This window comes from Numidum massiliense (genome assembly GCF_001375555.1).
Lineage (GTDB): Bacteria > Bacillota > Bacilli > Thermoactinomycetales > Novibacillaceae > Numidum > Numidum massiliense.
This window is the reverse complement of the sequence record NZ_CTDZ01000009.1, coordinates 103,480-125,624: the sequence shown is the minus strand read 5'-3', so window position 1 is coordinate 125,624 and position 22,145 is coordinate 103,480. Positions and strand designations below refer to the sequence as shown.

The 22,145-nt window shown below is 50.5% G+C and carries 7 protein-coding genes; all 7 read right to left on the bottom strand.

What is annotated here, in order from left to right:
- The 7 genes from BN1247_RS01235 to BN1247_RS01205 all read right to left on the bottom strand — a co-directional run bounded on the left by BN1247_RS01235 (position 1) and on the right by BN1247_RS01205 (position 22,144).
- Complete coding sequence (locus BN1247_RS01235; RefSeq protein WP_054948752.1) at positions 1-4,779, bottom strand: type I polyketide synthase; 4,779 nt, start codon at positions 4,777-4,779, stop codon at positions 1-3.
- Positions 4,767-9,479, bottom strand: coding sequence for a type I polyketide synthase (locus tag BN1247_RS01230; protein ID WP_261796053.1), 4,713 nt, complete (start codon positions 9,477-9,479; stop codon positions 4,767-4,769). The genes BN1247_RS01235 and BN1247_RS01230 overlap by 13 nt, the downstream gene beginning before the upstream one ends.
- Positions 9,480-9,543: 64 nt before the next feature.
- A complete protein-coding gene (fabD, locus tag BN1247_RS18075) occupies positions 9,544-10,809 on the bottom strand; it encodes an ACP S-malonyltransferase (protein ID WP_054948750.1) in 1,266 nt (421 codons plus the stop codon).
- Between the two features lie 51 nt (positions 10,810-10,860).
- The gene (locus BN1247_RS01220; RefSeq protein ID WP_054948749.1) at positions 10,861-19,683 is read right to left on the bottom strand and encodes a hybrid non-ribosomal peptide synthetase/type I polyketide synthase; all 8,823 of its coding nucleotides are present in this window, start codon (positions 19,681-19,683) and stop codon (positions 10,861-10,863) included.
- Positions 19,676-20,845: an acyl-CoA dehydrogenase family protein gene (locus tag BN1247_RS01215; protein ID WP_054948748.1), complete on the bottom strand. Its 1,170-nt coding sequence runs from the start codon at positions 20,843-20,845 to the stop codon at positions 19,676-19,678. Before BN1247_RS01215 ends, BN1247_RS01220 begins: the two co-directional genes overlap by 8 nt.
- The gene (locus BN1247_RS01210; RefSeq protein ID WP_054948747.1) at positions 20,835-21,110 is read right to left on the bottom strand and encodes a hypothetical protein; all 276 of its coding nucleotides are present in this window, start codon (positions 21,108-21,110) and stop codon (positions 20,835-20,837) included. The genes BN1247_RS01215 and BN1247_RS01210 overlap by 11 nt, the downstream gene beginning before the upstream one ends.
- Complete coding sequence (locus tag BN1247_RS01205) at positions 21,107-22,144, bottom strand: HAD-IIIC family phosphatase (protein WP_054948746.1); 1,038 nt, start codon at positions 22,142-22,144, stop codon at positions 21,107-21,109. Before BN1247_RS01205 ends, BN1247_RS01210 begins: the two co-directional genes overlap by 4 nt.
- Position 22,145: the final 1 nt, after the last annotated feature.

The following is a 22,145-nucleotide window of genomic DNA, read 5'->3' as shown; positions in this document are numbered from 1 at the left end:
TCACCTCTCCCGCAACTGTTGCATAAATTCATCCAAAAACTCAGTTCCCTCTAATTCCTCTTCAATCAAATCCACAAGCCCTCGATCTTCTGCAGCTTTTTCGCTACTGGCGTCAAGAGCGACACTTTGCCCCTGTTGATCGATGTACTCAGCCAACTCATTGACGGACGGATAGGAAAAAATGTCTGAAATGTCTACCGTGTGAGGGAAGTGCGCCTCAATGATATGCAAAAGCTGCGTCGTCATTAACGAATTTCCCCCCAGGTCCTGAAAACTGACATAAATATCGATCTCAGAAAGCCCCAGCAATTGGCCGAAGGCGTCTGCTAATAGACGCTGTGTATGCGTTGGGCTGTTCGTCCCTTTTATCATTACCTCTACTTCACGCGTCGCGCGATTACGATCCTCTCCTTCTGTCGCACGCAAGCGATTTGTCAGTTCCAAAGCCAATCGAAAAGGAACGGTCTCACCTCGTGCTAGCGCGGACACGTTCAAATCCGCTGGCACGAGCCTTTTCTCGGGTTCGACAATTAAATGTTCCAGCCAGTTTAAACCTTCTTCGACGTCGACAGGGCGGAACAGACTTTCCGTTGCATCGACTGCGAAATCGACAGCCATACCCACCTCGCGCCAGCTCGGCCAGTTAACCGCCGTCACATTTAACCCAGCGCGCCGACCCGCTTCTGCAAGGGCATCGAGAAAAGCGTTGGCGGCACAATAATCTCCTTGTCCTTCCCCACCGGTTAAAGCCGTAATAGAAGAGAACAGCGTTAAGAAATTCGTTCCGTCTTCCGATAGAAGTCGCAGTAGATTCACGGAACCGTCTAGTTTCGGATTTAATACGTCGTGGAAATCACTCACATCTTTTAACATTAAGAATCCGTCTCCGGCCACACCCGCTGTATGGAATATGCCGGCGATTCCGCCGTAGCGCGTCTTCAAGTCGTCACCTAATGCAGCTATAGCCGCAGAGTCAGCTACATCTAGCGACATGTATTCTATGTGTCCTACACGAGCCTTCAAGTTCAAGAGCCGCGTGTACAGCTGACTCGTTTTCATATCGTCCGATGTTGATAGTTCTAGCCACTCATCTAGCGCCGCTAGCTGCCGTCGCCCGAGTAAAACTATTGTAGCTTCTCCTTTGTCCGCTAACCGTTCAGCGATGGAAAGTCCTAGCCCACCTAAACCGCCAGTGATGACATAGGCACCTTTCGTTTCGATGGAAAGCTCTCTAGTTGAAGGGACTACGCGCGGTTGCAGTTCCTCGATATAAACACCGGAAGGTCGCAACACCCTAAACCCTGTGCCCCTAAAACACTCTTCGATGACAGAATGTGCCGAAACCGTACCTGAAACATCTAGCACGTCGACATCGATATGGCGGTATTCTTGTCCGATGACTCTCGCGAGCCCCGCCGTAGCAGCGGACAATGGCGATAAACCCGTTTCAGAACCGTCCACTTCCCACGTATCGCGAACTAATACTTTTATATGTTTAATGTTCTTATTTTTGCGTTTAAGCAAACATCTGCACAAGTGGAACAGACCGTCTACGCCAACTTTGCGCCTGCTCTGAAAAACTTCATGCGAGTGTAGCATGTGATCGCGCACATCGTCTTCCAACGTGTAATCCGTAGCGAACACGATCCCTTCGACCCCTCGTTTTTCAGCTTCGTCTAACAAAGCGTCAAGTTGGTCCTCATCCGGATTAAATGTGGCAGCTGTTCCGCCATCCCCTGCCGCTTGCAAATAATAAGTAGCTACTTCCCGTCCGGAAGCGACTAAAGCGTCCGCTAACTGCTCGGCTCGCGCGCCCGCGGTGGCGAGCAACGCCCACGGTGCTGACGATGCCGTCAACGGAATCTCCGGCGTCTCTTCCCGCAGCACCCAAGTCATCTGCATACAGCGCCCAGGTACTTTATCGCTTTCGAGCGACGTAAAATTGTGCACGCGTTTTACGGTATAGTCAGTAATTTGCACTAGCACTCGCCCGTCAGCATCCAAAAGGTCGATGTCGTAAGTCATCGTCTCGCCAGAGCTACCTTTGTCCGTGTGCATACGGAGGTACGTATAAACGTTTCTTGTCAAAGGGGCAAAATACCGTAATTTTTTATACATAAACGGTAAAAATGTGTCTCCAGTATTTTGGCTGGTCAAATTAACCGCATTGTCAAGCATCGAAGGATGGAGTGGAAACGCATCCAACTCATGCTGAATACTCTCATCTAACTTTAAAAAAGCTAATGCTTCCTTGTCCGTTTGCCAGACAGCACGTACCGTATCCCAATGGGGACCAAATTTGAAGACACCTGTATCGCTCTCAAAAATATACGGATCCATGACGTCATCTGCCCGACTCTTAAAGTCCTCAAAGTTTATTGACACGTCAGTCGGTTCGACGTCACATGCCGCTACCCGGCCCTTGACGTGGAGGACCCGCTCGTTCGAATCGGTAATGCTCTCGACCGCAAAAGAATAACCGCTCGATTCCGGGACGAGAGTCAGGCGCACGACCGCCCTTTCCTCGTTTTCCACGACTAAAGGCGCTAGAAAAAACACATCACTAAATACTAAACTTTCCTTTCCGAGCACCTCGCTGGCAGCAAAGCGAACCATTTCTAAATAGCTAGTTCCCGGAAGCACTGCTTTACCGACGATGCGGTGATCCGCTAATAGCCAATGCTTATCGATACTGAGCGTCGTCTCGTAACTGATCTCTCCGGCGTTTGCCGAGACTCTTGTTTCCACTAGCGGGTGTAGTATCTCATACGGTTCTGGACGCACTTCGCTTATTTTCGGATCCGCCCAGTACCTCGTCCGCTGCAGCGGGTAGATCGGTGCAGCCACGCGGCGGCGCCTCTCGCCACGGTAAAGCATCTGCCAGTCAACGGTTGCCCCCTGTACGTATAAACGGCACACCTCTTCCAGTAAATTCACGTTCGTTGAGCCACCGTCGAGATAGCTTTGCAAGGTTGCCTTTGCTTTTTCGCTTAATATTGTCAGTTCGTGTTTGCTGCGCTCACCTTCTTCGCGCTGTACTTTCTTTTCACTGACAATGTGAAAGTGACCTGCAAACGTCCCCGGTATTTGCGAAGCGTGAATGCTCTTCTCACTCAACGCATCCAGAGCACGGCGCAACGCCACCTCGGTTTCGGCAATGACAACGACTCGGTGTTCGTAGTGACCCCGACCGATATTACTCGTGTAACATAGGTCGGCTAACGTCCACTCACCCTTTGCCAAAAAACGCGTATAACGAGTCACGTACTGTTGCAATACGTCCTCGTTTTTGGCACTAATTGTAAAACAATAACGCGGTTGATGAGCTGCCGACACTTCTAAAACTGGCGGTTCTTCGACGACCATATGACAGTTCGTCCGACTAAAGCCGAATGAGCTGAGGGCCGCCCGCCGCGGTACCCCGCCAGTATCCCAAGGTTGCAAGCTGTCGTTGACGTACAAAGGACTGTCCATGAAATTGATATAAGGGTTAGGCGTCTCAAAATTAATGTTCGGGGCTAGTTCCTTGTGCTCGATCGACTTAATGACCTTTATTAAGGAAGCAACGCCTGAAGCGCCGACCAAGTGACCCATGTTCGTCTTTAGCGAACCTACCGCACAAAACTGTCGCCGCGAGGTGAAACGGCGAAACGAGTTACTCAAACCTTTCACCTCAATCGGATCCCCTAACACTGTTCCCGTACCGTGTGCCTCAATATAAGAAATAGTTTCCGGGGGAATGCCCGCCTTCTGCCACGCATCGACGATGACAGCCTCTTGAGTTTCCGCCCTCGGTGCCGTGATGCTACTCGCTGCCCCATCGTTATTGATCGCACTGCCTTTAATGACGGCACGGATGTGGTCCCTGTCTTCGATCGCCTTTTGCAGCGGTTTTAGCATGACTAAGCCGACTCCCTCACCCCATACGGTACCATTCGCCTTAGCATCAAACGTTCTCACTAGCCCGTCACCGGACTCGACATCCGACAAGTTCGCTTTCCCTTGAAATTGAGGTTTTAACTCACCGCCGGAGGATAAGTTAATCCCGCCGGCAATAGCGAGATCACACTCGCCATTGAGCAGCGCTTGCACGGCCATATGGATACTGACTAAACCAGAGGAACAGGCAGTGTCAACAACCATGCAAGGTGCTTTAAAATCGTAAAGGTAGGAAATGCGACTCACCATCAAACTTTCCCACGACCCAGTCAACTGCATCGGATGCCCTGCAGAGTGGTGTCGGTAAAAAGAGTAATTAGTGCCCTCTTTCCCCACATACACTCCGGTGCGACTCCCTACGAGAGAATCGCCCCCGTATCCCGCATCTTCCATTGCCTCCCAAGCAACTTCTAAGGCCATGCGTTGCTGTGGATCCATATAAATCGCCTCAGTTGGGGGGATACCGAAAAATTGCGCATCAAATTTATCGATTTCTTCTAAATACCCCGCTTTGGTGTGAACGTATGGCACATCCTCCTGTCGTATCACTTGCCCGAGCATAAATTCCGAGTAATGGGGGTTCCGTAACACGTGTTCAAAATCGTTAAATCGCGCCTTCGGGTAATCCCGAATACAGTTCACCCCATCTCTCAATAGCTCCCAAAAAGCTTCCGGGTCATCCGCTTTTGGAAAGCGACTGGCCATGCCGATGATCGCCACATCACCTTGCAACGGTTCTTTCGGGTTGCTCTGCAAATCGAGCAACAACGCCTTCGCCTCTTCTTTCGATAATTTTTGCATTGCCAATTGGGACAAAATATATTTTTTTACTTGTTCCATTGTTCGTCTCTCCCCCTTTGTAAAAATATGCGGGTAGAGGATTCTTCGACCGATAGCTCGCCCCGAGAGACTCTTTCGAGGATGTCATCGATGTCCGCATCGTCTCCCATGTCGAGTAGGTGCACTTCTGCGGCTTCCTCAGCCGTCCGTTCAGGAGTGGCAATTTTAGACCGGAGATAGTCCGCTTGCTCACGCAACGTCGTATAAGTAAAAAGATCAGCAATATCCATCAAACCTGGATAAATCTGTTCATACTCTTTAAGCATTTGCGTGGTTAACAACGAGTTACCCCCCAAGTTACTAAATGGTTCGTCCGCATCCACCTCCGCAACGAGCAGCGTCTTCATCCAAATTGTTGCCACTGCGCGATCGACCTCATCCGGGTCACTCATGCCGAGAATCGTTACTTGTTGGCGTTTATCGTCCGCACTTGCCGCAACGTCCACCTCCCCAATACGCTTCTCTTTAGCGGGCGAAAATGTGGGCTGCATCCGTCCTGGCATGAGCACGGGAGGTAGTGATTGGGACGGACATAAGGCGCGTTCCAACAGTTCGAGTGCCTCAGACGTATTCACCGGAGCAAATGCTTCCTCTTCGTTGACAGCCCCCATCCGATAAGCCATTCCCGTTTCACGCCAGGCGGGCCATTGCAGGCTGAGTGCTGGCAATCCCATGCGCCTTCTTAGCTCAGCTAACGAATCGAGAAACATATTGGCCGACGTGTAGTCAGTCTGACCGGGGCTTAGCACGATCGAAGAAATACTGGAAAATAATATAAATACGTCCGGTCGCTCCTGTAAGCTAGCTAAATGCAAATTTAGGGCACCGTTAGCTTTAGGTGCATAAACGTCCCGAAAGACTTCCTCTTGTTTATGGAACAAAAACCCGTCGCCAGCTTTACCAGCCAAGTGAAAAATCCCGCTAATGCGCCCGTATTTACTCCGCAGCTCGGACAAAAGCGCCGCCACTTCCTCATAGTTTTCGAGTCCAGCCGAACGAACTTCGAACGCGTCCAAGCTTTGTTCCAACTCTATCCATGTGCCCAATTTCCGTCTCAGCTCCGCATCGTCCGTCGTTGTCAATTGGTCGTTCCACGCCTCAGATGGCGGGAGCGGACGATGACCGATCAGCACGACACGACGTACGCCCTTTCGAGCGAGGAAAGTAGCCACTTCAGTACCGAGGTCGCCCGTCCCGCCAGTTACGACATACACTCCGTCATTTTGGGGTGCCCAGCTGCTTTTGTGAGGCAGTATGGGATTCGCCGCCAGCGCATGTTCGTAAGCTTGCCCGTTTCGATACGCCAAGAAATCTGGTCGATCTTGCGCGGCCAATTCCCGTAATACGGATGCCATCGGTGTCGCTCTGTCACAGTCCAAACAGCGCATGTGTAACGTAGCGAATTCTAACCGACTCACTCGCCAAAGTCCCCCGAGTGCCGCTTGACTAGGATGTAAGTCCCGATCACTTTCTTTCACGACACACGAATTGAACGTTAGCGCGACTAGTCCTGCTTTTGCTTTATACTTCGCCTTGGACCATGCCTGTAAAAATTTGAAACCTTGTAAAACAGCTTCATCTGTTTCGCTCTCCCGAAGATCGAACGTTTCGCTCTGTGAACTGTGTGGTGCCCACGTGAATACGGCGAGCGCCAACTCCTCACCGTCCAAGCAATGCAAGGCCTGTCCCCAATCTTGCCCCTCGTGAGCAATTTCAATCACTCGCCGCCCTTGGTCACTAAGAGTGGCAACTAACGCATCAAAAGAGGCTGTGCGTTTTCCGGCAACTAACACCGCTCCCGAGGGGAGTTCCCGTTCTGATGGCAGCTTGTATGGACGAAACACTTGCTTGTATCCGTACGCCTCACCCGCCTCGCGTTCCCCCCACGCCTCCGAGGTCGATTTTATGCAGTAATCACGAATTTCCAGTATGAGGCCTCCCGCAGCATCGTATAAAGCCATATTAAAGCGATGAACAGGTGCCCCCGCTTGTCGATCCTCTGGCCTAGCAGTACGGTCTACCTTTTGTAAATGGGCGAACAATCGGGGCGGAAGCGGCTTGTACACGCGCAACTCCCCATAAGATAAAGGCAGGTACAGCTCTTTTTCATCCATCAAATGGTTGGCGGCATTTACAGCTTGGTCCAACAAAGCCGGATGTAAGTGATAAACCGCATCGTGCCCACGGTATTTATTCGGTAAGGAAAGTTCAACCAAAAACTCCTCCGTCTCTTCTGCCTTCCAGCAGCCAATCACAGATTCATTCCAACGGCCACCCAAATGTATCCCGCGAATCAAGTCGTCGGCCGTATCGACCGGTACGCGATCGTTCAACCGCTCTTGCAGAGCGGTCAAATCGACATCTAAATCGGTGCCAGCCTCGCGATCGGCTGTATCTTCACTGAATGCCTCCGCATGTATGACCCAGTCGCCATCCGACGAGCAGCTGGCAAACTTGAAGTGCTTTCGCTTCCCTTCGTCTTGAACTAACATGTGCAATTCCTTTGCCGCCCCGTCTGTCACAGTGAAAGGTTGCAGAAAGAGGATATTCGTCAAGCGTAAGCCGCCGGTTTTAATGTTCGATCGCTCAGCGTAGGCTGCTATCATCTCTATAAAAGCGGTACCCGGTAAAACGCTCGTCCCGCGAATCCGGTGATCGGAAAGCTCCCAGTGCTGTTCCGGGCGGAACTGTTTCCGGATTAACGTATGTCCGATCGTCTTGACCTCCGAATCCCCCAGCAAAGGGTGCGATCCTAAAGATGCTGTTTCACCGATAGTCACCTTCGGCTCGACCCAGCAGCGAACGCCTTGAAAAGGATACGTCGGCAACGGAATTCTGTGAGTTTCCAGACCCTTTGTCAAATAATCCCACGGCAACTCAGCTCCGGCGACATACAGTTCTGCCCATCGTTCCAATACGTCTGGCGAAAGTCGTCCGTCGCAGCCGTTCACTAACGATTGTGCTTCTGCTTCTAAACGTTCCCGTTCAAGATTAGTCAGATCCGTTGGCCTGCGACGGTTTGTGTCGTTTTCAATAAGTCGATGCGCGCCGTAGCGGAGGACAATATCCGGTAGTGCGTCTTTCCCTAACGAAGCGAAGCGGCCCAAAGCCGCGCAAAGCTGATCCCTCGTTTCGAATAAGACCGCGAGGCGTATTTGATGGTGCATCCTTCCCCGAGACGCTGTAAATACAGCGTCAACTAAATCGACGTTCGGATCAGCTAGGCGCACTTGATACGCTTTTGCCAACGTTTTTAACGCCTCCGGCGTTTTCGCGCTCAACGGCAACAACAAGCGTTCGCACACTTCTTCTTCTCGCGACCGCACATGCCTCGCGCGAGCCGATTCCAGCACTAGATGACAGTTTGTGCCACTCAGTCCAAAGCTGTTAATTCCCGCCTGTACAACTTGCTCGGGATCATCTGTCCACGGCACTGTACGGTCATTGACGTATACGGGCGATTCGACAAACGAGATATTCCGGTTCGGTACGGAGAAGTTGAGAGTAGCGGGCAACACCTTTTTCTCCATCGCCATGACGACTTTGGCCAGGCCGCCTAAACCAGCCGCGTTGTCTAAATGACCGATATTCGATTTTACGGCGCCGATCGCACAGAACTGTTTCTTATCCGTAAAATGCCTTAAAGCACTTTGTATACCATTAATTTCGATCGGGTCCCCAAGGCGGGTCGCTGTTCCGTGAGCTTCGATGTAGCTCAAATCTTCTGCCGAAACGCGAGCATCTTCTAGCGCACGAACGATCAAATCTTCCTGAGCGCGAGTGTTCGGCGCTGTAATGCCGTTGGAAGCCCCATCTTGGTTAGTCGCACCTCCGCGTATAATTGCTCTAATACAATCCCCATCCCGCAGCGCATCGTCTAAAGATTTAAGTACAAAGGCAAACGAACCTTCTGCCGTTGTCGTACCGTCACATTTGTCGTCAAAAGTACGCGTGTGACTGTCGGCGGACTGGATGTCCTGAATATCTTTAATACCGAAACCAGTCCCTTTGTCAACGAAAGGCAGTAGATCGAGATTCACGGCTCCCGCGATCGCCATGGTACACTCGCCACTCCTAATGGCGCGACTGGCTAAATATACGGCCATCAAGCCAGAGGAACACGCTGTATCGACGAGTAGCGCGGGCCCACGTAGATCCAAGTGATAAGCTAACCGACTGGCGATGACAGATTTCACGTTACCCGCTACCGAAACTTCCGGTGCGTCAGGATGAAGACGACTAATCATATGCCGGTAGTCCTCTCCGAAATCCGACGTGTATCCTACGAATAAACCGGTATCTGTTCCCCGAATGTCGCTCCCCCCGTAACCGGCATCCTCCAAGGACTTCCAAGCCGTTTCTAAAAAAATTCGCTGGTTGGGGTCCATGTAATTCGCCTCTTGTCGGGAAATACCGAAAAAGCCGGGATCAAAGAGAGAGATGTCTTCTAAGTACGTCGAGCGCAAATATGAACGTTTCTCGTCCGGTCGCCAGGCACCGTGCGCCTTTAAATAAGTTTCTATATCGCGACGCCTCTGCGCGGGGATTTCTCGAAGCCCCTCTTTTTCTTGAGCTAATAGCTCCCAAAATTGCTCCAAGTTTTCTGCTTGCCCCACTCTGCCGTCCATACCGATAATCGCAACCGCTCCGGTGTGAGCCTCCGGTTTTTCTGAACGAATCGCCGCTTCCCCAACGGCCATTTTCTCGTCCAACCCATTCAGATCGAGTGCATCAAGCTCGAGGTCATCTAGATTAATGATCGGCTTATCCATTAACTGCTTCCTCTCCCATTGCCACGTATTGTGGAAAAAGCTCGGTCGTTTGAGTCGTCTCCAAAATGTGCCTAAACCGCCGTCTGCGTTCGGCTGTCGGCGTGCCTTTCGTCTCAAAAATAATATCCAATAGGGACAAGGCGTAACTCATATCCTCCTTTGATACAACCCGTTCCTCCTTTTCCACCTGCTCGTAAAGGGCTTGGATTTTTTGGTACGGTTCAATGACTCCTTGTCGGTAAGCCGTTTCATCCCAATTCGTATTGCGCGTGCATACGGCAGCCCCTAAGCAGAGACCGAACAAATTCGGAAGCTGATCTTTCGATTCTCGCAAAGATGTCAGCACCTCGCGGTCGTCGTCATTATCGTAAGCGTACACTTCGACTCCCGGTAAAGTTTTCAAAGCGAGATTTTTCAATACGTCTTTTGGCCCTACCTCGATCCACTTTTCGACATCTTCATTCGATAGCGTCGAAAGAACGTCTGTCCAACGCACAGCTGCAGTCAATTGGTTGACCAAGGCTATTTTAATATCGTCATTCTTAGCGTATAGACGTCCTTTATGACCGCATATAACCGGGATTGACATCTCCCCTACCGTTATATCTTCCAATGCAGTCGCCAACGCTTCACTAGCACCAACCATAAAGCGGCTATGGAACGGTCCGCTGACATTCAAAGGAATAACGTTCGCACCTAACTCCCGCAACTTTTCGCCAGCCATTTCCAGACCGTCTTTACTCCCGGAAAGTACCGACTGGACAGGACTGTTGTAATTAGCGATTTGCACCTCATATCCTCCAGGATCCAATTCCGTTAAAACCGCTTCAATATCAGCCGCTTTAAAATTCGTGATCGCAACCATGCCGGCCCCTACTCCCGCATCGCAAGCGGCCATCGCCTCACCTCTTGCGCGAGCCAGTCGAACGGCGTCGCGAAACCGGAAAACGCCGGCCGCGGTCAATGCGGACAACTCCCCGATACTGTGTCCCGCCAAATAGTCCGGCTGAATACCTGCCTCCTCCCGAATCGTTTCAAACATAGCTACACTTAACGTTAACAGTGCAGGCTGTGTATTTTCCGTCTGATTGAGTCGCGTAGCGGGCCCATTAAAACACAAATCTACAAGATCGAGCCGCAATTGTTCCGAAGCTTCGTCGAAACGACGACGCACCGATTCGTAACGGTCATACCAATACTTACCCATACCGACATATTGGGATCCTTGACCAGGAAACATGAAGACTGTTTTATTCATTTGACTACTCCTTTCACATGAATGTTCCCGTCCTGTGGCTTAATAACGTACTCAACTTTTAACTGGCTCATGTTTGTTCGAACCTATTTTCTCTCCGACTATGTTGATCAACTTAAGAAAGCGGTGCATATGTCGCTCTAAAGCCGAACCCGCTAGTCGTTTACCGTATTCGAAAATAAGAGAGGTCTTCCCACCCTTTTCCTCAACGGCCAGGTAAAGGTCCAACCTTTTCAGTAACAATCGGCGATCCGGGCTTTTTGCAGATGCAAAGCCCACGCGAGCTTTAGCCTTCACGGTCGGGCGCAACCTGTTTAGTTTTTCATAATCCGTAAGAGTGGGCCGCATCGTCGATAACTCCCTCAGCACATTACCGAGATCCGATTGATCGGTAAAGTCAACTGTCACTAGAGCAGCTTGTTCCGAATCTTTAATGAACCACAGCGGAATCTCGCTTTGCTTAAGGCTTTTGTGCAAATATAGGGCAAACAAAGCACCTAATGTTTCTCGGATCGTCAAACCGTAAGGGACTCCTAACGCTTGAATGGCACGCTTCATTGCCATGTCCAGCGCCATCTCGACGTACCCTTCTCTTCCGTCGGAGGAGGTGAACCACTGTTCCGCTAGTGTCAACACCCCTTGATTATCCTTCGCCCCGCTATTTTCATGTTCAATATGTTCTTTTAATCTGGCGATCGTAGGCAGTGCAAATAGATCAGCCACTGAAACGATACCCGGGAAAACCTTTTCCAATTCTGCGTGTAGTAAAACTAAACGAAAGGAATTCCCACCGACGTCAAAGAAGCTGTCGTGTGTGCCAAACGGTCGATCGCCTAAAACTTTTTTCCAGACGTCCCGTAACACTTGCTCCAATTGTTCGTGTGACGAATCGGTCAGCTTACGGTTTTGCCGGACAGTCGGTACGGGCAAAGCCTTTCGATCGACTTTTCCGTTAGGTGTCTGCGGGATGTCCTCTAGTTCGACTAGGAAAGCCGACACCATATACTGCGGTAATCGTTCCGCTAGCCACGATTTAAGTTCGTGTTCCGTCACAGATGCCCCTGACTTTCTCTTGTAATAAGAGACGAGCACGCGATTTCCCGAACTCGTTTCCCGAATAGCCGCCGCGCCATGCGCGACAGCAGGGTGTTCGCGTAAAACTGCTTCAATTTCCCCAAGTTCAATGCGGAACCCGTGAATTTTAATTTGGTCGTCATCGCGACCGAGGCATTCCAGTTCTCCGTTGTTCCATATGGCACGGTCTCCCGTATGATACATCCTGCCACCGCTATAAGGATCTTCGACGAAACGCTCCGCGGTAAGAGACGAATTGCCGATGTAGCCACGAGCGACTCCCGCTCCCCCGATCCAAAGGTCGCCGGCAACCCCCGGGGGGACCAAGCGCCTATGTTTGTCCAACACGTAAGTGTTCGTACGCGCAATAGGGAGACCGATACTGACATGTTGTGAATCAGTCAGCTCCTTGCACGTCGACCACACACAAGTTTCCGTTGGCCCATAAACGTTAAATATTCGCAACGATTGATGACGCTGCAGTTCAGGCAACAATTGTGTAGGAAAGGCCTCGCCGCCGACAATGACAGCTTCCACCGCTTCGAGCACCTCGTTAGCTGCTTGTTTGTCCGTAAAGAGCAACTGTAGTCGCGTCGGTGTCATTTGCAAACAATCCACCCGACCGTCACGTACGAGATTAGCTATTTGGGCCGGAGACACTGCCTCACTTTCCTCTGCCAGGACCACGCAGCCGCCGTTTGCCATACATATCAACGTCTCTAGTAAAAATATGTCGAAAGAAACCGTCGTTAAACAAGCAGTCCTTCTGCCAGTAGGCCAATCTAGCGCTTGCGACATCCCAGTGATAAAGTTAGCTAACGCCCCTTGTTCTAACATCACGCCCTTCGGTCGTCCCGTTGAACCCGACGTATAAATCACGTACGCCAAATCCTCGGGGCTACTCCTGTACGTCGGCGTTAACACATCCTGCTGACTGCCGACGTCGCTAAGATCGGTAAAAGGTACACTGAACGTGTAACGATCGATGATCGCCTTCTCGCTCACTAATAGCCGAGTGCCGCTATTCTCAATCATGTAGCGTAGACGCTCCTCTGGAAATGACGGATCTAAGGGCACCCAAGCACATCCTGTTTTCATAACTGCCATGAGCGCGGCAATCAGATCGGGCGTGCGCGACAACAAGATGCCGATTGTATCGCCGGGTCTCACACCGAAACTGGACAAGTGAGCGGCTATTGTATTCGCCCTTGCCTCGAACTCGGCAAAGGACATTTCTTTCCCTTTAAACCAAATGGCGGGCTTCCTACGGTGCACTTGAGCGGCAGTAGCTAAAAGCTCAGTAGCTGTTGCAGCCCCCCCCTTATCTTCCGGACCGCGTCCTAGGGCTAGTATTGCCCGTTCCTCTTGTTCCCGGAGAAACTTAAAATCTCCGATCTCACGCTCGGGGTACATAAGGATTTCGTTTAAAAAGTGTTTAAAACGATGCACCCAATCGTCGACTCGCTCGCTAGAGTAAAGTGGTACAGCATAAGTCAAAATGCAAAACAACCGATCGCCTCTCTCTAGCAGGTCCAAAAACAAGTCAAATTGGGCGTAACGTATAGGATGTTCGCCCATTTCAGCGCGGACGCCATCCAGATCGACTACCCTTTGATCGTCATTTTCATAATTGAACATGACATCGAAAAGAGGGTTGCGACTCATATCGCGAGACACTTGCAAATCTTGTAATAAGGCGTCGAGCGGATAATCGGCATGTCCATAAGTACTTAAGCACGTTGACCGCACGGTACCGAGAAAATCCATAAACGTCTGTGTAAACTTAGGTTTTAACCGCATCACGAGCGACTGGGCAAACATCCCGACCGTACTGCCAAAGTCGCCGCTATTGCGCCTGTCCCACGGAACCCCGATACAAAAATCGGTCTGTCCGCTTACACGCCCTAGAAAGGCCGCCCACGCAGATAATAACACCATAAACGGAGTAGTTGCACTTTGCTTAGCCAACGTCTTGACCCGCTTCAGTACCTCGGCCTCTACGGTAAAGTAATGGCTTGCTCCGCGAAACTCGTTCACCGCAGGGCGTAAGGCATCATTAGGCAGATTAAGGGCAGGTGGCAACGGATGTAATTGTTCCATCCACCAATCGCGCTGTTTCGCCGCTTCAACACTGTTCAGAAAGAGCTGCTCCGCCTCTACAAACTGCCGGTAAGGCAACGAAGGTTTTGTCAATGGGGCTCCCTTAAAGACTGCAGCTAAGTCTTGCAAAATAATATTCATAGAACCGCCATCGGAAATGATGTGATGGAAACTGAGAAACAGTTTATGGTCCCCATGTTGATCAACGACTAAAGCCCAGCGCCAAAGCGGTGCCTTTTCCAAATCAAAGGGACGTTCCCAAAACGATGCAAACGACTCCTTATCCCCGGGTTTGCGGAAATCTGCATAAACGTATTCGGGCTCGACAGAATCGGCAATACGGTGCACGACGCCTGATTGTTCCACATGAAAAGAGCTCCGTAGCATCTCGTGGTTTTCTGCGATCATCTGAAACCCTTTTTTTAGTTTCTCCACATCCGGCTTCCCGTCTAAGTCATAAGCACCGCGGATTTGGTAGGCTTCATTTCCACCTTCCAGTCTCGACATGATGTAAATTCTCCGTTCTTCCGACGACAGGGGGAACGGATCGCTTCTGAAATCGCCGCCACTTAGAGTGACACTCACGCCACTTTGCCCGCTTCCGCTTTGGGATCCCCAGCCGTTGCCGCCCTGGGGGGCACTAACGCCCTGGGAAACGCTACTGCTATCGCGAACGACGCTACTGCCACCTCCACCTGGGCCGTTGCCTCCGTCCAATGTCCGAAACTCGAAACCACCTTCCCGCAACGCTTCCACACTGTAGCGGATCGCATCCAAAATGCGCTTAGCGTCTTCTTCACTATGCGCCGCAGAAAAGATGCACGTGCGCCTCTCCCACATATAAACCCCGGCTTCCATCATTAACCGGTAAAACAAGTTCAGTTCGATCGACAACATAGACATATTAGTAGAGACACCAGGCTGTAATCGATACATGCTCCCAAAGCACATTGCATGGAGAGGGACGCGCGCCTTTTGAAAATACGCATTCGCTCGGTCGACAAAGCGGCGCGTCAGTTCATTCGTCTTTGCAATTAAAGCAGGGCCTTCATCCCGTAAGCGCCGCAATACGGCACGACTAGCCGCCATGGACAACGGATGCTTACAAAAGGTGCCGCCAAAAGAAGTAGGCTGTACCGTCGGCCCGGAGTCGTCGTCGAACGACCAACTTCCGCCGTCGAGAGCATCCAAATATTCCGCCTTTCCGGCCACAACGCCGATCGGCATCCCTCCACCGATAATCTTGCCGTAAGTGACAATATCAGCCGTAACACCAAAGTACGCCTGGGCACCTCCCGTATGAATCCTAAACCCTGTAATCATTTCGTCGAAAATTAACGCGATGCCGTGCTCCGAACATAAGGCACGCAATTGTTTCAAATACTCACCTGGCTGCAGTCCTGGGTTACGGCTTTGCACAGGTTCCACCAGTACAGCGGCGAGCTCGGATCCCATCTGTTTAACTAATTCAAGCGATTCCGTACTTCCGTAACTTTGTACGATCGTATCATCGACCATCGTCTGCGGGGTCCCTTTGGCCATCGGTTGACTGTTATCCCCGCTACTATCAGCTAGTACACCGTCGAAAGTACCGTGATACGAGTTAGTGAAGCGCACGACTTTGTCTCTCCCAGTGATCGCGCGAGCGATGCGCAACGCTACCATCACTGCCTCGGTGCCGGAATTACAAAAAGCGACACGTTCCACCTTTGTAAGCTCCCTAACAAGTTCCGTTACCTCTCCGACTAAAGCTGATTGCGGTCCGAGCTCAATCCCCTTTTCCAACTGTTCACGAATGGCTTCGGCTACAAAGTCAGGGGTGTGTCCGAAAAAGGAAACGCCGTACCCCATCGCCGTGTCGACATATTCGTTGCCGTCAATATCCCAAAACTTAGAACCTTTCGATCGTGCGGCCACGACCGGATACACGAGCTCTTTAATATTAAAATCAAAGTTGAGGTTGGCAATCCAGTCAGACAATCCTTCTCGGTACTTAGCTGCATACGCCTTCGACTGCTTTGTACGGCTTGTCCACGATGCGACTAAGCGTTCGACAAGTGCTTTTTGGCGGTTGTTTAGTGGCGCGTTTTCCAATTTGTAATCATCCACTCTCCCACTACTTTTAGGAGATGATTTCGCTTGACGAGATGGTGCACTTTCGGCCACTCGGACCGGTTCAGAATCCCCCCCCTTAATGAGGCGTAGTTGCTCTTCCATTACGACTAACTGACGGCGGATGATGTCCTCTATTCCACTTGCTTCCGCACCGCTGGACGGGATTGACAACTGCGTGCCAACCGGTGCAGCACTCGCTTCGTCGATCGCTTCCGAATGGGGCTCACCGGCATGTTGTGGCGTTTGCGTCACAAACTGACAGTCGTTAGTTTCACCGTGATCGTCTTCAGTAGCCGGGCGGTTTTGCACGATGTAGTGTACCATCGACTCAACCGTATGCAATTCTATATAAAACGTATTGGTCGGGATATCGACACCGTACTCGTCCAAAATAAACCTTCGCAGCTGTACCATCATTAACGAATCGAGACCTAATGAAAACAAATTGACACGATCCGTAATGTCTGCTCTCGGGACACCCGTTACCTTACCGACCATCTCCTTGAGCGCTTCTCCCATACTCGCAGCTTTGGCATCGCTACATCCATTGACATCGCTACCACTATTGGCATTGTTGACGCCATTGGCTAAATATGGCGCTGCCGCATTTAAGGAATCACTTGGCATAACAAGCGTTGATTCCTTGGCCGTCGCTACTTCCCTCACATTGAGATCACTCGCATGGCGCTTAGCGAACCAAACTGTTTTCCGATCGTAAGGCGTATGTGGCAAACGTTCAATCCTAGGTGCTCGGTTGTGGTGTAATCCTTCCCAGCGTATAGAAAATCCTGCTTCCCACAATTGCCCTAAGCTGTTATGTAATTGTTGCCATACGGAACGTCCCTTCCGCAGACTCGGTAAAAACTGCAGGGTGTCTTCGTTATAATTTTGGGCGGCTAGTCCACTGAGTGTGGCAGTAGCACCAATTTCGAGAAACACACGGCCGCCAAACGCAACAGCAGTTTGCAAAGCGTCGACAAATTGCACTGGTTTCACCAAATGATCGGCCCAGTAAACGTCGTCCAACACTTTCCCCTCAGGTACAAAACGACCTGTAACAGTAGAAATAAACCGATGAGAAGGCGGATGAAAGGTCAGCCCGGCGAGTTGCTCTTGCAGCCTTCGCGCATCATCCCGCATAAGCGCCGAGTGAAAAGGATGAGACACCTGTAATTCTTCAACAAAAATCCTTTCTTTGCGCACTCGTGCCACGAGATCGTCAATGCTCGCCTTACGACCGGAAACAGTGATGTTTTCTGGTGAGTTAATGGCCGCAATACATACGTCGTCGTAATCTTTAATAAGTTCCTGAACGCGTGCCTCGTTGGACAAAATCCCCACCATTCGCCCCTCTACTGACGTTTGATCCATGATCTGCGCGCGGGCAGTGACCATGGCGACCGCGTCTTCGGGACTCACGACTCCGTCTACGCAAGCAGCAGCGTATTCCCCAATACTGTGACCGATTAGTAGGTCGGGTATTAACCCTAAAGACTCCCAAAAGTGGGCTAAGGCCATCTGTATTGAAAAAATGAGGGGCTGCGAATACAATGGGCGCGTGAGTGCATCTGTTTCGGGGCCGTATACTAATTCCGTCAAAGACACGCCTATTTTGGGGCGAAAAGCCTTATCCATTTCGTCAAGCTTCTCCCTAAATGCCTCGGATTCTTCATAAAGGGCTCGTGCCATGTTATGGTATTGTGAACCTTGACCCGTAAATAGAAATACGAGAGGTGCCCGTTTTTCCTCTACTTCTCTCCCTAAAGGCTCTGCGGAGTTCGCCACTTTTTCTAGGCGCCTTGCTAACGTGTCTACACTATCTACAGTCAAAGAAAGCCGCCGCTTGAGTGATGCTCGGCTAAGGTTTAAATGTTGACAAAGCTCTGCTATTCCTGCAGTCGGTTGGTGACACCACGCGGCCAATTCACGCACGTATTGGCGTAAGGAGGACTCAGTCCGAGCAGAAAGTGTAAACAGATGCGTGTCTTTAAAAGAAGTAGCTGGCATTGACGATTCACTCGTTTTTAAGGGCACACCTTCTACAACTACATGCGAATTCGTCCCATTGATGCCGATAGAAGTAATCCCCGCTCGGCACACGCCATCCTTCGTTTTCCAATCGATCGTTTCGCCTACGACCTCGATCGGGATTTTCTCCCACGGAATCATCGGGTTTCCCTTATTAAAGTGGAGGTTCGCAGGAATCTGGCCTTCGCGCATAGCCAATAAAACTTTACACAAACCGGCCAAGCCAGCGACCATTTCTAGGTGACCGACGTTTGATTTGACACTTCCTAAATAGAGCTTTCGCTGTCTGCCCTTGAATACTTCTGCCAAGGCGTTAACTTCTTGCGGGTCGCCAATTTTTGTTGCCGAACCGTGTGCCTCCACATAATCGATATCGTCTGCGGTAAGACCCGCATCAGCCAACGCTTGGCGAATGACATTTTGCTGGGCAAGACCATTAGGCATCGTAAACCCGCCGCTACGCCCGTCGTGGTTCACTGCCGCCCCCTTGATGACCCCCCAAATTGGATCGCCATCCCGCTTAGCGTCCTCTAGGCGCTTGAGAACGAGCATAGCTCCACCTTCACTCCGCACATAGCCGTCGGCCGCCTCGTCAAAACTGTGGCATCGCCCGGAAGGTGACAATGACTGCAAGCTCGAAAAACAAGCATGCCCCTCGGCGCGTAAAATGAGATTAACACCTGCGGCCAACGCAACGTCACAGCTGCCCGAACGAAGGTGCATCATTCCTTCGGTGACGGCTACTAGCGAGGAAGCACAAGCTGCATCAATCGCCATACACGGGCCCTGTAGGCCTAACGTGTAAGAGACCCGTCCGGCTGCACTGTTGTTCATTGTCCCGGTTAAATTGTATGCACCCGGCGGATGCCCCAGGTCGCGTCCAACTTGAGCATAATCACTACCCGTTATACCGACAAATACGCCCGTACGACTCCCTGAGAGCGACTTCGGATCCCAACCGGCATCTTCTAACGCTTCCCAAGCCATTTCCAATAATAGGCGATGCTGTGGGTCGAGAGCTTCAGCCTCCTTCGATGAAATCTCAAAAAATAGCGAGTCAAACTGATCGACGTTGTCAATGTAACCCCCCATCGAGTTGGTCATCTTAGATTGAGCAAGCGGATCGTTATCCCAACGGCCAAGAGGTACGTCGCCGATCGGGTCGATCCCTTCCTTTAACAAATCCCAAAACGCGTCAGGAGTGTTTGCATTACCCGGAAAGCGACAAGCCATCCCGACGACTGCAATATCACCTGTTACCCCTTCCTTCCCCTTAGCTAAAGATTGCGTCGTTACCGCTTGCCCTTCCTGTACTTCATCACTCGCTAAGTAATTGGCTAAGACACGTATATTAGGGTAATCTAGCACGATAGTGCTGGACAATTTTACACCTAGTCGCTTCTCCAATCCGTCTTGGAATGCAAGCAGTTGCGCCGAGCTTAGACCGAGATCAAAGAAACCGGTATCCACGTTATCACAAGTGTCGCCTAACAAACTTTCGACTTCTTCTCGCACAGTTTTTAGCATCTCATCGTATTGTCTCGACCGAATGTTATTCACGATACGCCTCCCCCAATCCTGTCAGTTTCCGCCGCCTGTACTTGCGCAACCCGTGGTCGGCGATTAAAACCTGTTGCAGTTGCGATGTACCCTCAATGATTTCCAAAATCTTCGCTTCTCGGAACAAACGCTCGACAGGATACTGATTCCAGCAACCGTTACCTCCAAATACTTGAACAGCGTCAGAAGCAACTTCGAGCGCTACTTTAGAGGTGAAATATTTAGCAATGTTCGTTTCCATCACAGCTTGCTCATCGTTGGCGAGATGCAACTCCCCTGCTTTGAGGCATAAGGCACGAGCCGCGTGAACGCGTGTCACTGCGTCCGCGATCATTCCTTTGACCAGCTGGAACTGTCCAATTTTTTGACCAAACTGCTCCCGAGTTCTGGCGTAGTTCACCATTTCTTCCAATGCAGCTTGTCCAACGGCCACACCTCCCCAGGCAACACTGTATCGTCCGTAGTGCAACGCTGTATTCACAATAAAATTAAAGCCCATACCCAGCTGTCCTAACAAGTTTTCCGCAGGAATTTCCACGTTTCGAAGCGAAATCTCCGCCATATGCGATCCTCGGCTTCCTAACAAGCCTTTCATCGGCCTTATTTCAATACCTGGCCGATCCCGCTCTACGATGAAGGCGCTTACTACCCCGTTGTCAGCGGCAATCAGCAAATAATAGTCGGCGATTTCTGCAAAGGAGATCCATTTTTTCTTTCCGTTGAGGATAAAACCGTTTTTTTTGCTTTCGTAACGCGTATGTACAGAATTCGCATTGCTCCCGCTTTCAGGTTCCGACAGTGCAAAACACCACAGCCGTTTTCCTGCCGCTAGATCGGGCAAATATTTCTCTTTTTGCGCGGCATTTCCCATTTTAACGAGCGTCTCTCCAACTAACGAAGTATGTACCGTCAACAGCGTACGCGTCGAACAACATGCTTTGCCAATAATCTCCGTCAGCTTCCCGTAAGTTACGGGATCTAAACCTAATCCCCCGTACTTGGCAGGAATCGGTGCGCCTAGTAAACCGTGTTCTGCTATACCAGTAATAATTTCGCGCGGTAGGGCTTCCACCTGATCAATATGCCCAGCTTGGGGGCGTATAACAGATTCGGCAAACACAGTCGCACGGGCTAATACCGCTTGTTGGTCTTCACGTTGCATAGGCGCCACCTTTCAAGTCTGTGACTAAGCGAATCATGTTGTCTACGCAATTAAAATTCTCCAGCACGATATACTCGTCCGATACGTCGACTGCGAATTCCTGTTCGATAAAATGAAGCAAACGCATGGCAAAAATAGAGCTAACAAATCCTTTTTCAAAGATGTTGTCAGAGTCACATAACTCCGCCGTCTCGTCGAATACATCCATATTTTCCAAGATGAATTCCCGGATTCGGTTCCTTGCCTCTTGCTCGGTTTGAATCATACTTTTTCCTCCTCAGCTACAATCACTTGAATGTACGGCGGGTAGTCCTGAATTTTGGATAGATCGTTTTCAAATACGGTAATATCCTTCACTCGCTCCTTCTCCTTAAAGTTAGCAAATTGATAAGTCATTAACATCTGGCGGTTACGCTCGGTGCGCCGGAAGTCGGCTCTTAGGACTTTCCCTTCTTCTTTGGCCTTTTTCATTAGGAAGGACAGCAGGACGGTCCCAACTCCCCGCGATACAGTCCGACACGACATAAGCAAGAGGCGAATATGCCAAACATCGCCTTGAATCTCTACTAACACTAGTCCGATCTTTCCATATGAACCGTATCGATCCACGAGCTCGCAAATCCATAAGTGGTGGGTAGGCGATTCTAGCAGCTCTTTCAGCTTATCGTAACTGTATTGGATACCAGTCGAATTGAGCTGATTCGTGCGAACTGTCAACTCTTCGGCTCGTTGCAAATCTTCTTCCCGAGCGCGCGAAATCGTAAATTTCATAGCAAGGCTTTCCAAAAATTTCACAGTCGGCCCTTCATATGCCGCTTCCGCTGCTTGTCGGTTCTGGTCCTCCACATACATAAGTCTGCGACGGCGGCTATCATCCGAAATAACTTTCGGGTTAAGGCGAGGCATTGCAAGCAGCTCCCGATAAGCTGTGGCGTCGAAGACGGTAATCTCCGGATGTACCGACTTTGCCTCGTCCCGCTCAAACGCTTGATCGTCGATAAACGCAATCGTATCCATACCTATATTAAGGGATTGTTTAATTTTGGCTAACGAGGAAGACTTTGCATTCCAATTGATTTGTGGAAACAAGAAATAATGATCGATTCCAAACTCAACAAGCCGTTCCATCGCTTGAGCATGATTGTTCTTACTAGCAATCGATAAAAGAATCCCTCTATTGTCTAGCGTATTAAGAATGTCACGAACGCCAGGTTTTAACTGAACGCGATCGCCCTCTAACAACACACCGTCCCATAGCGTATCGTCTAGGTCCCATACGACGCATTTTATTTCTTTCAAC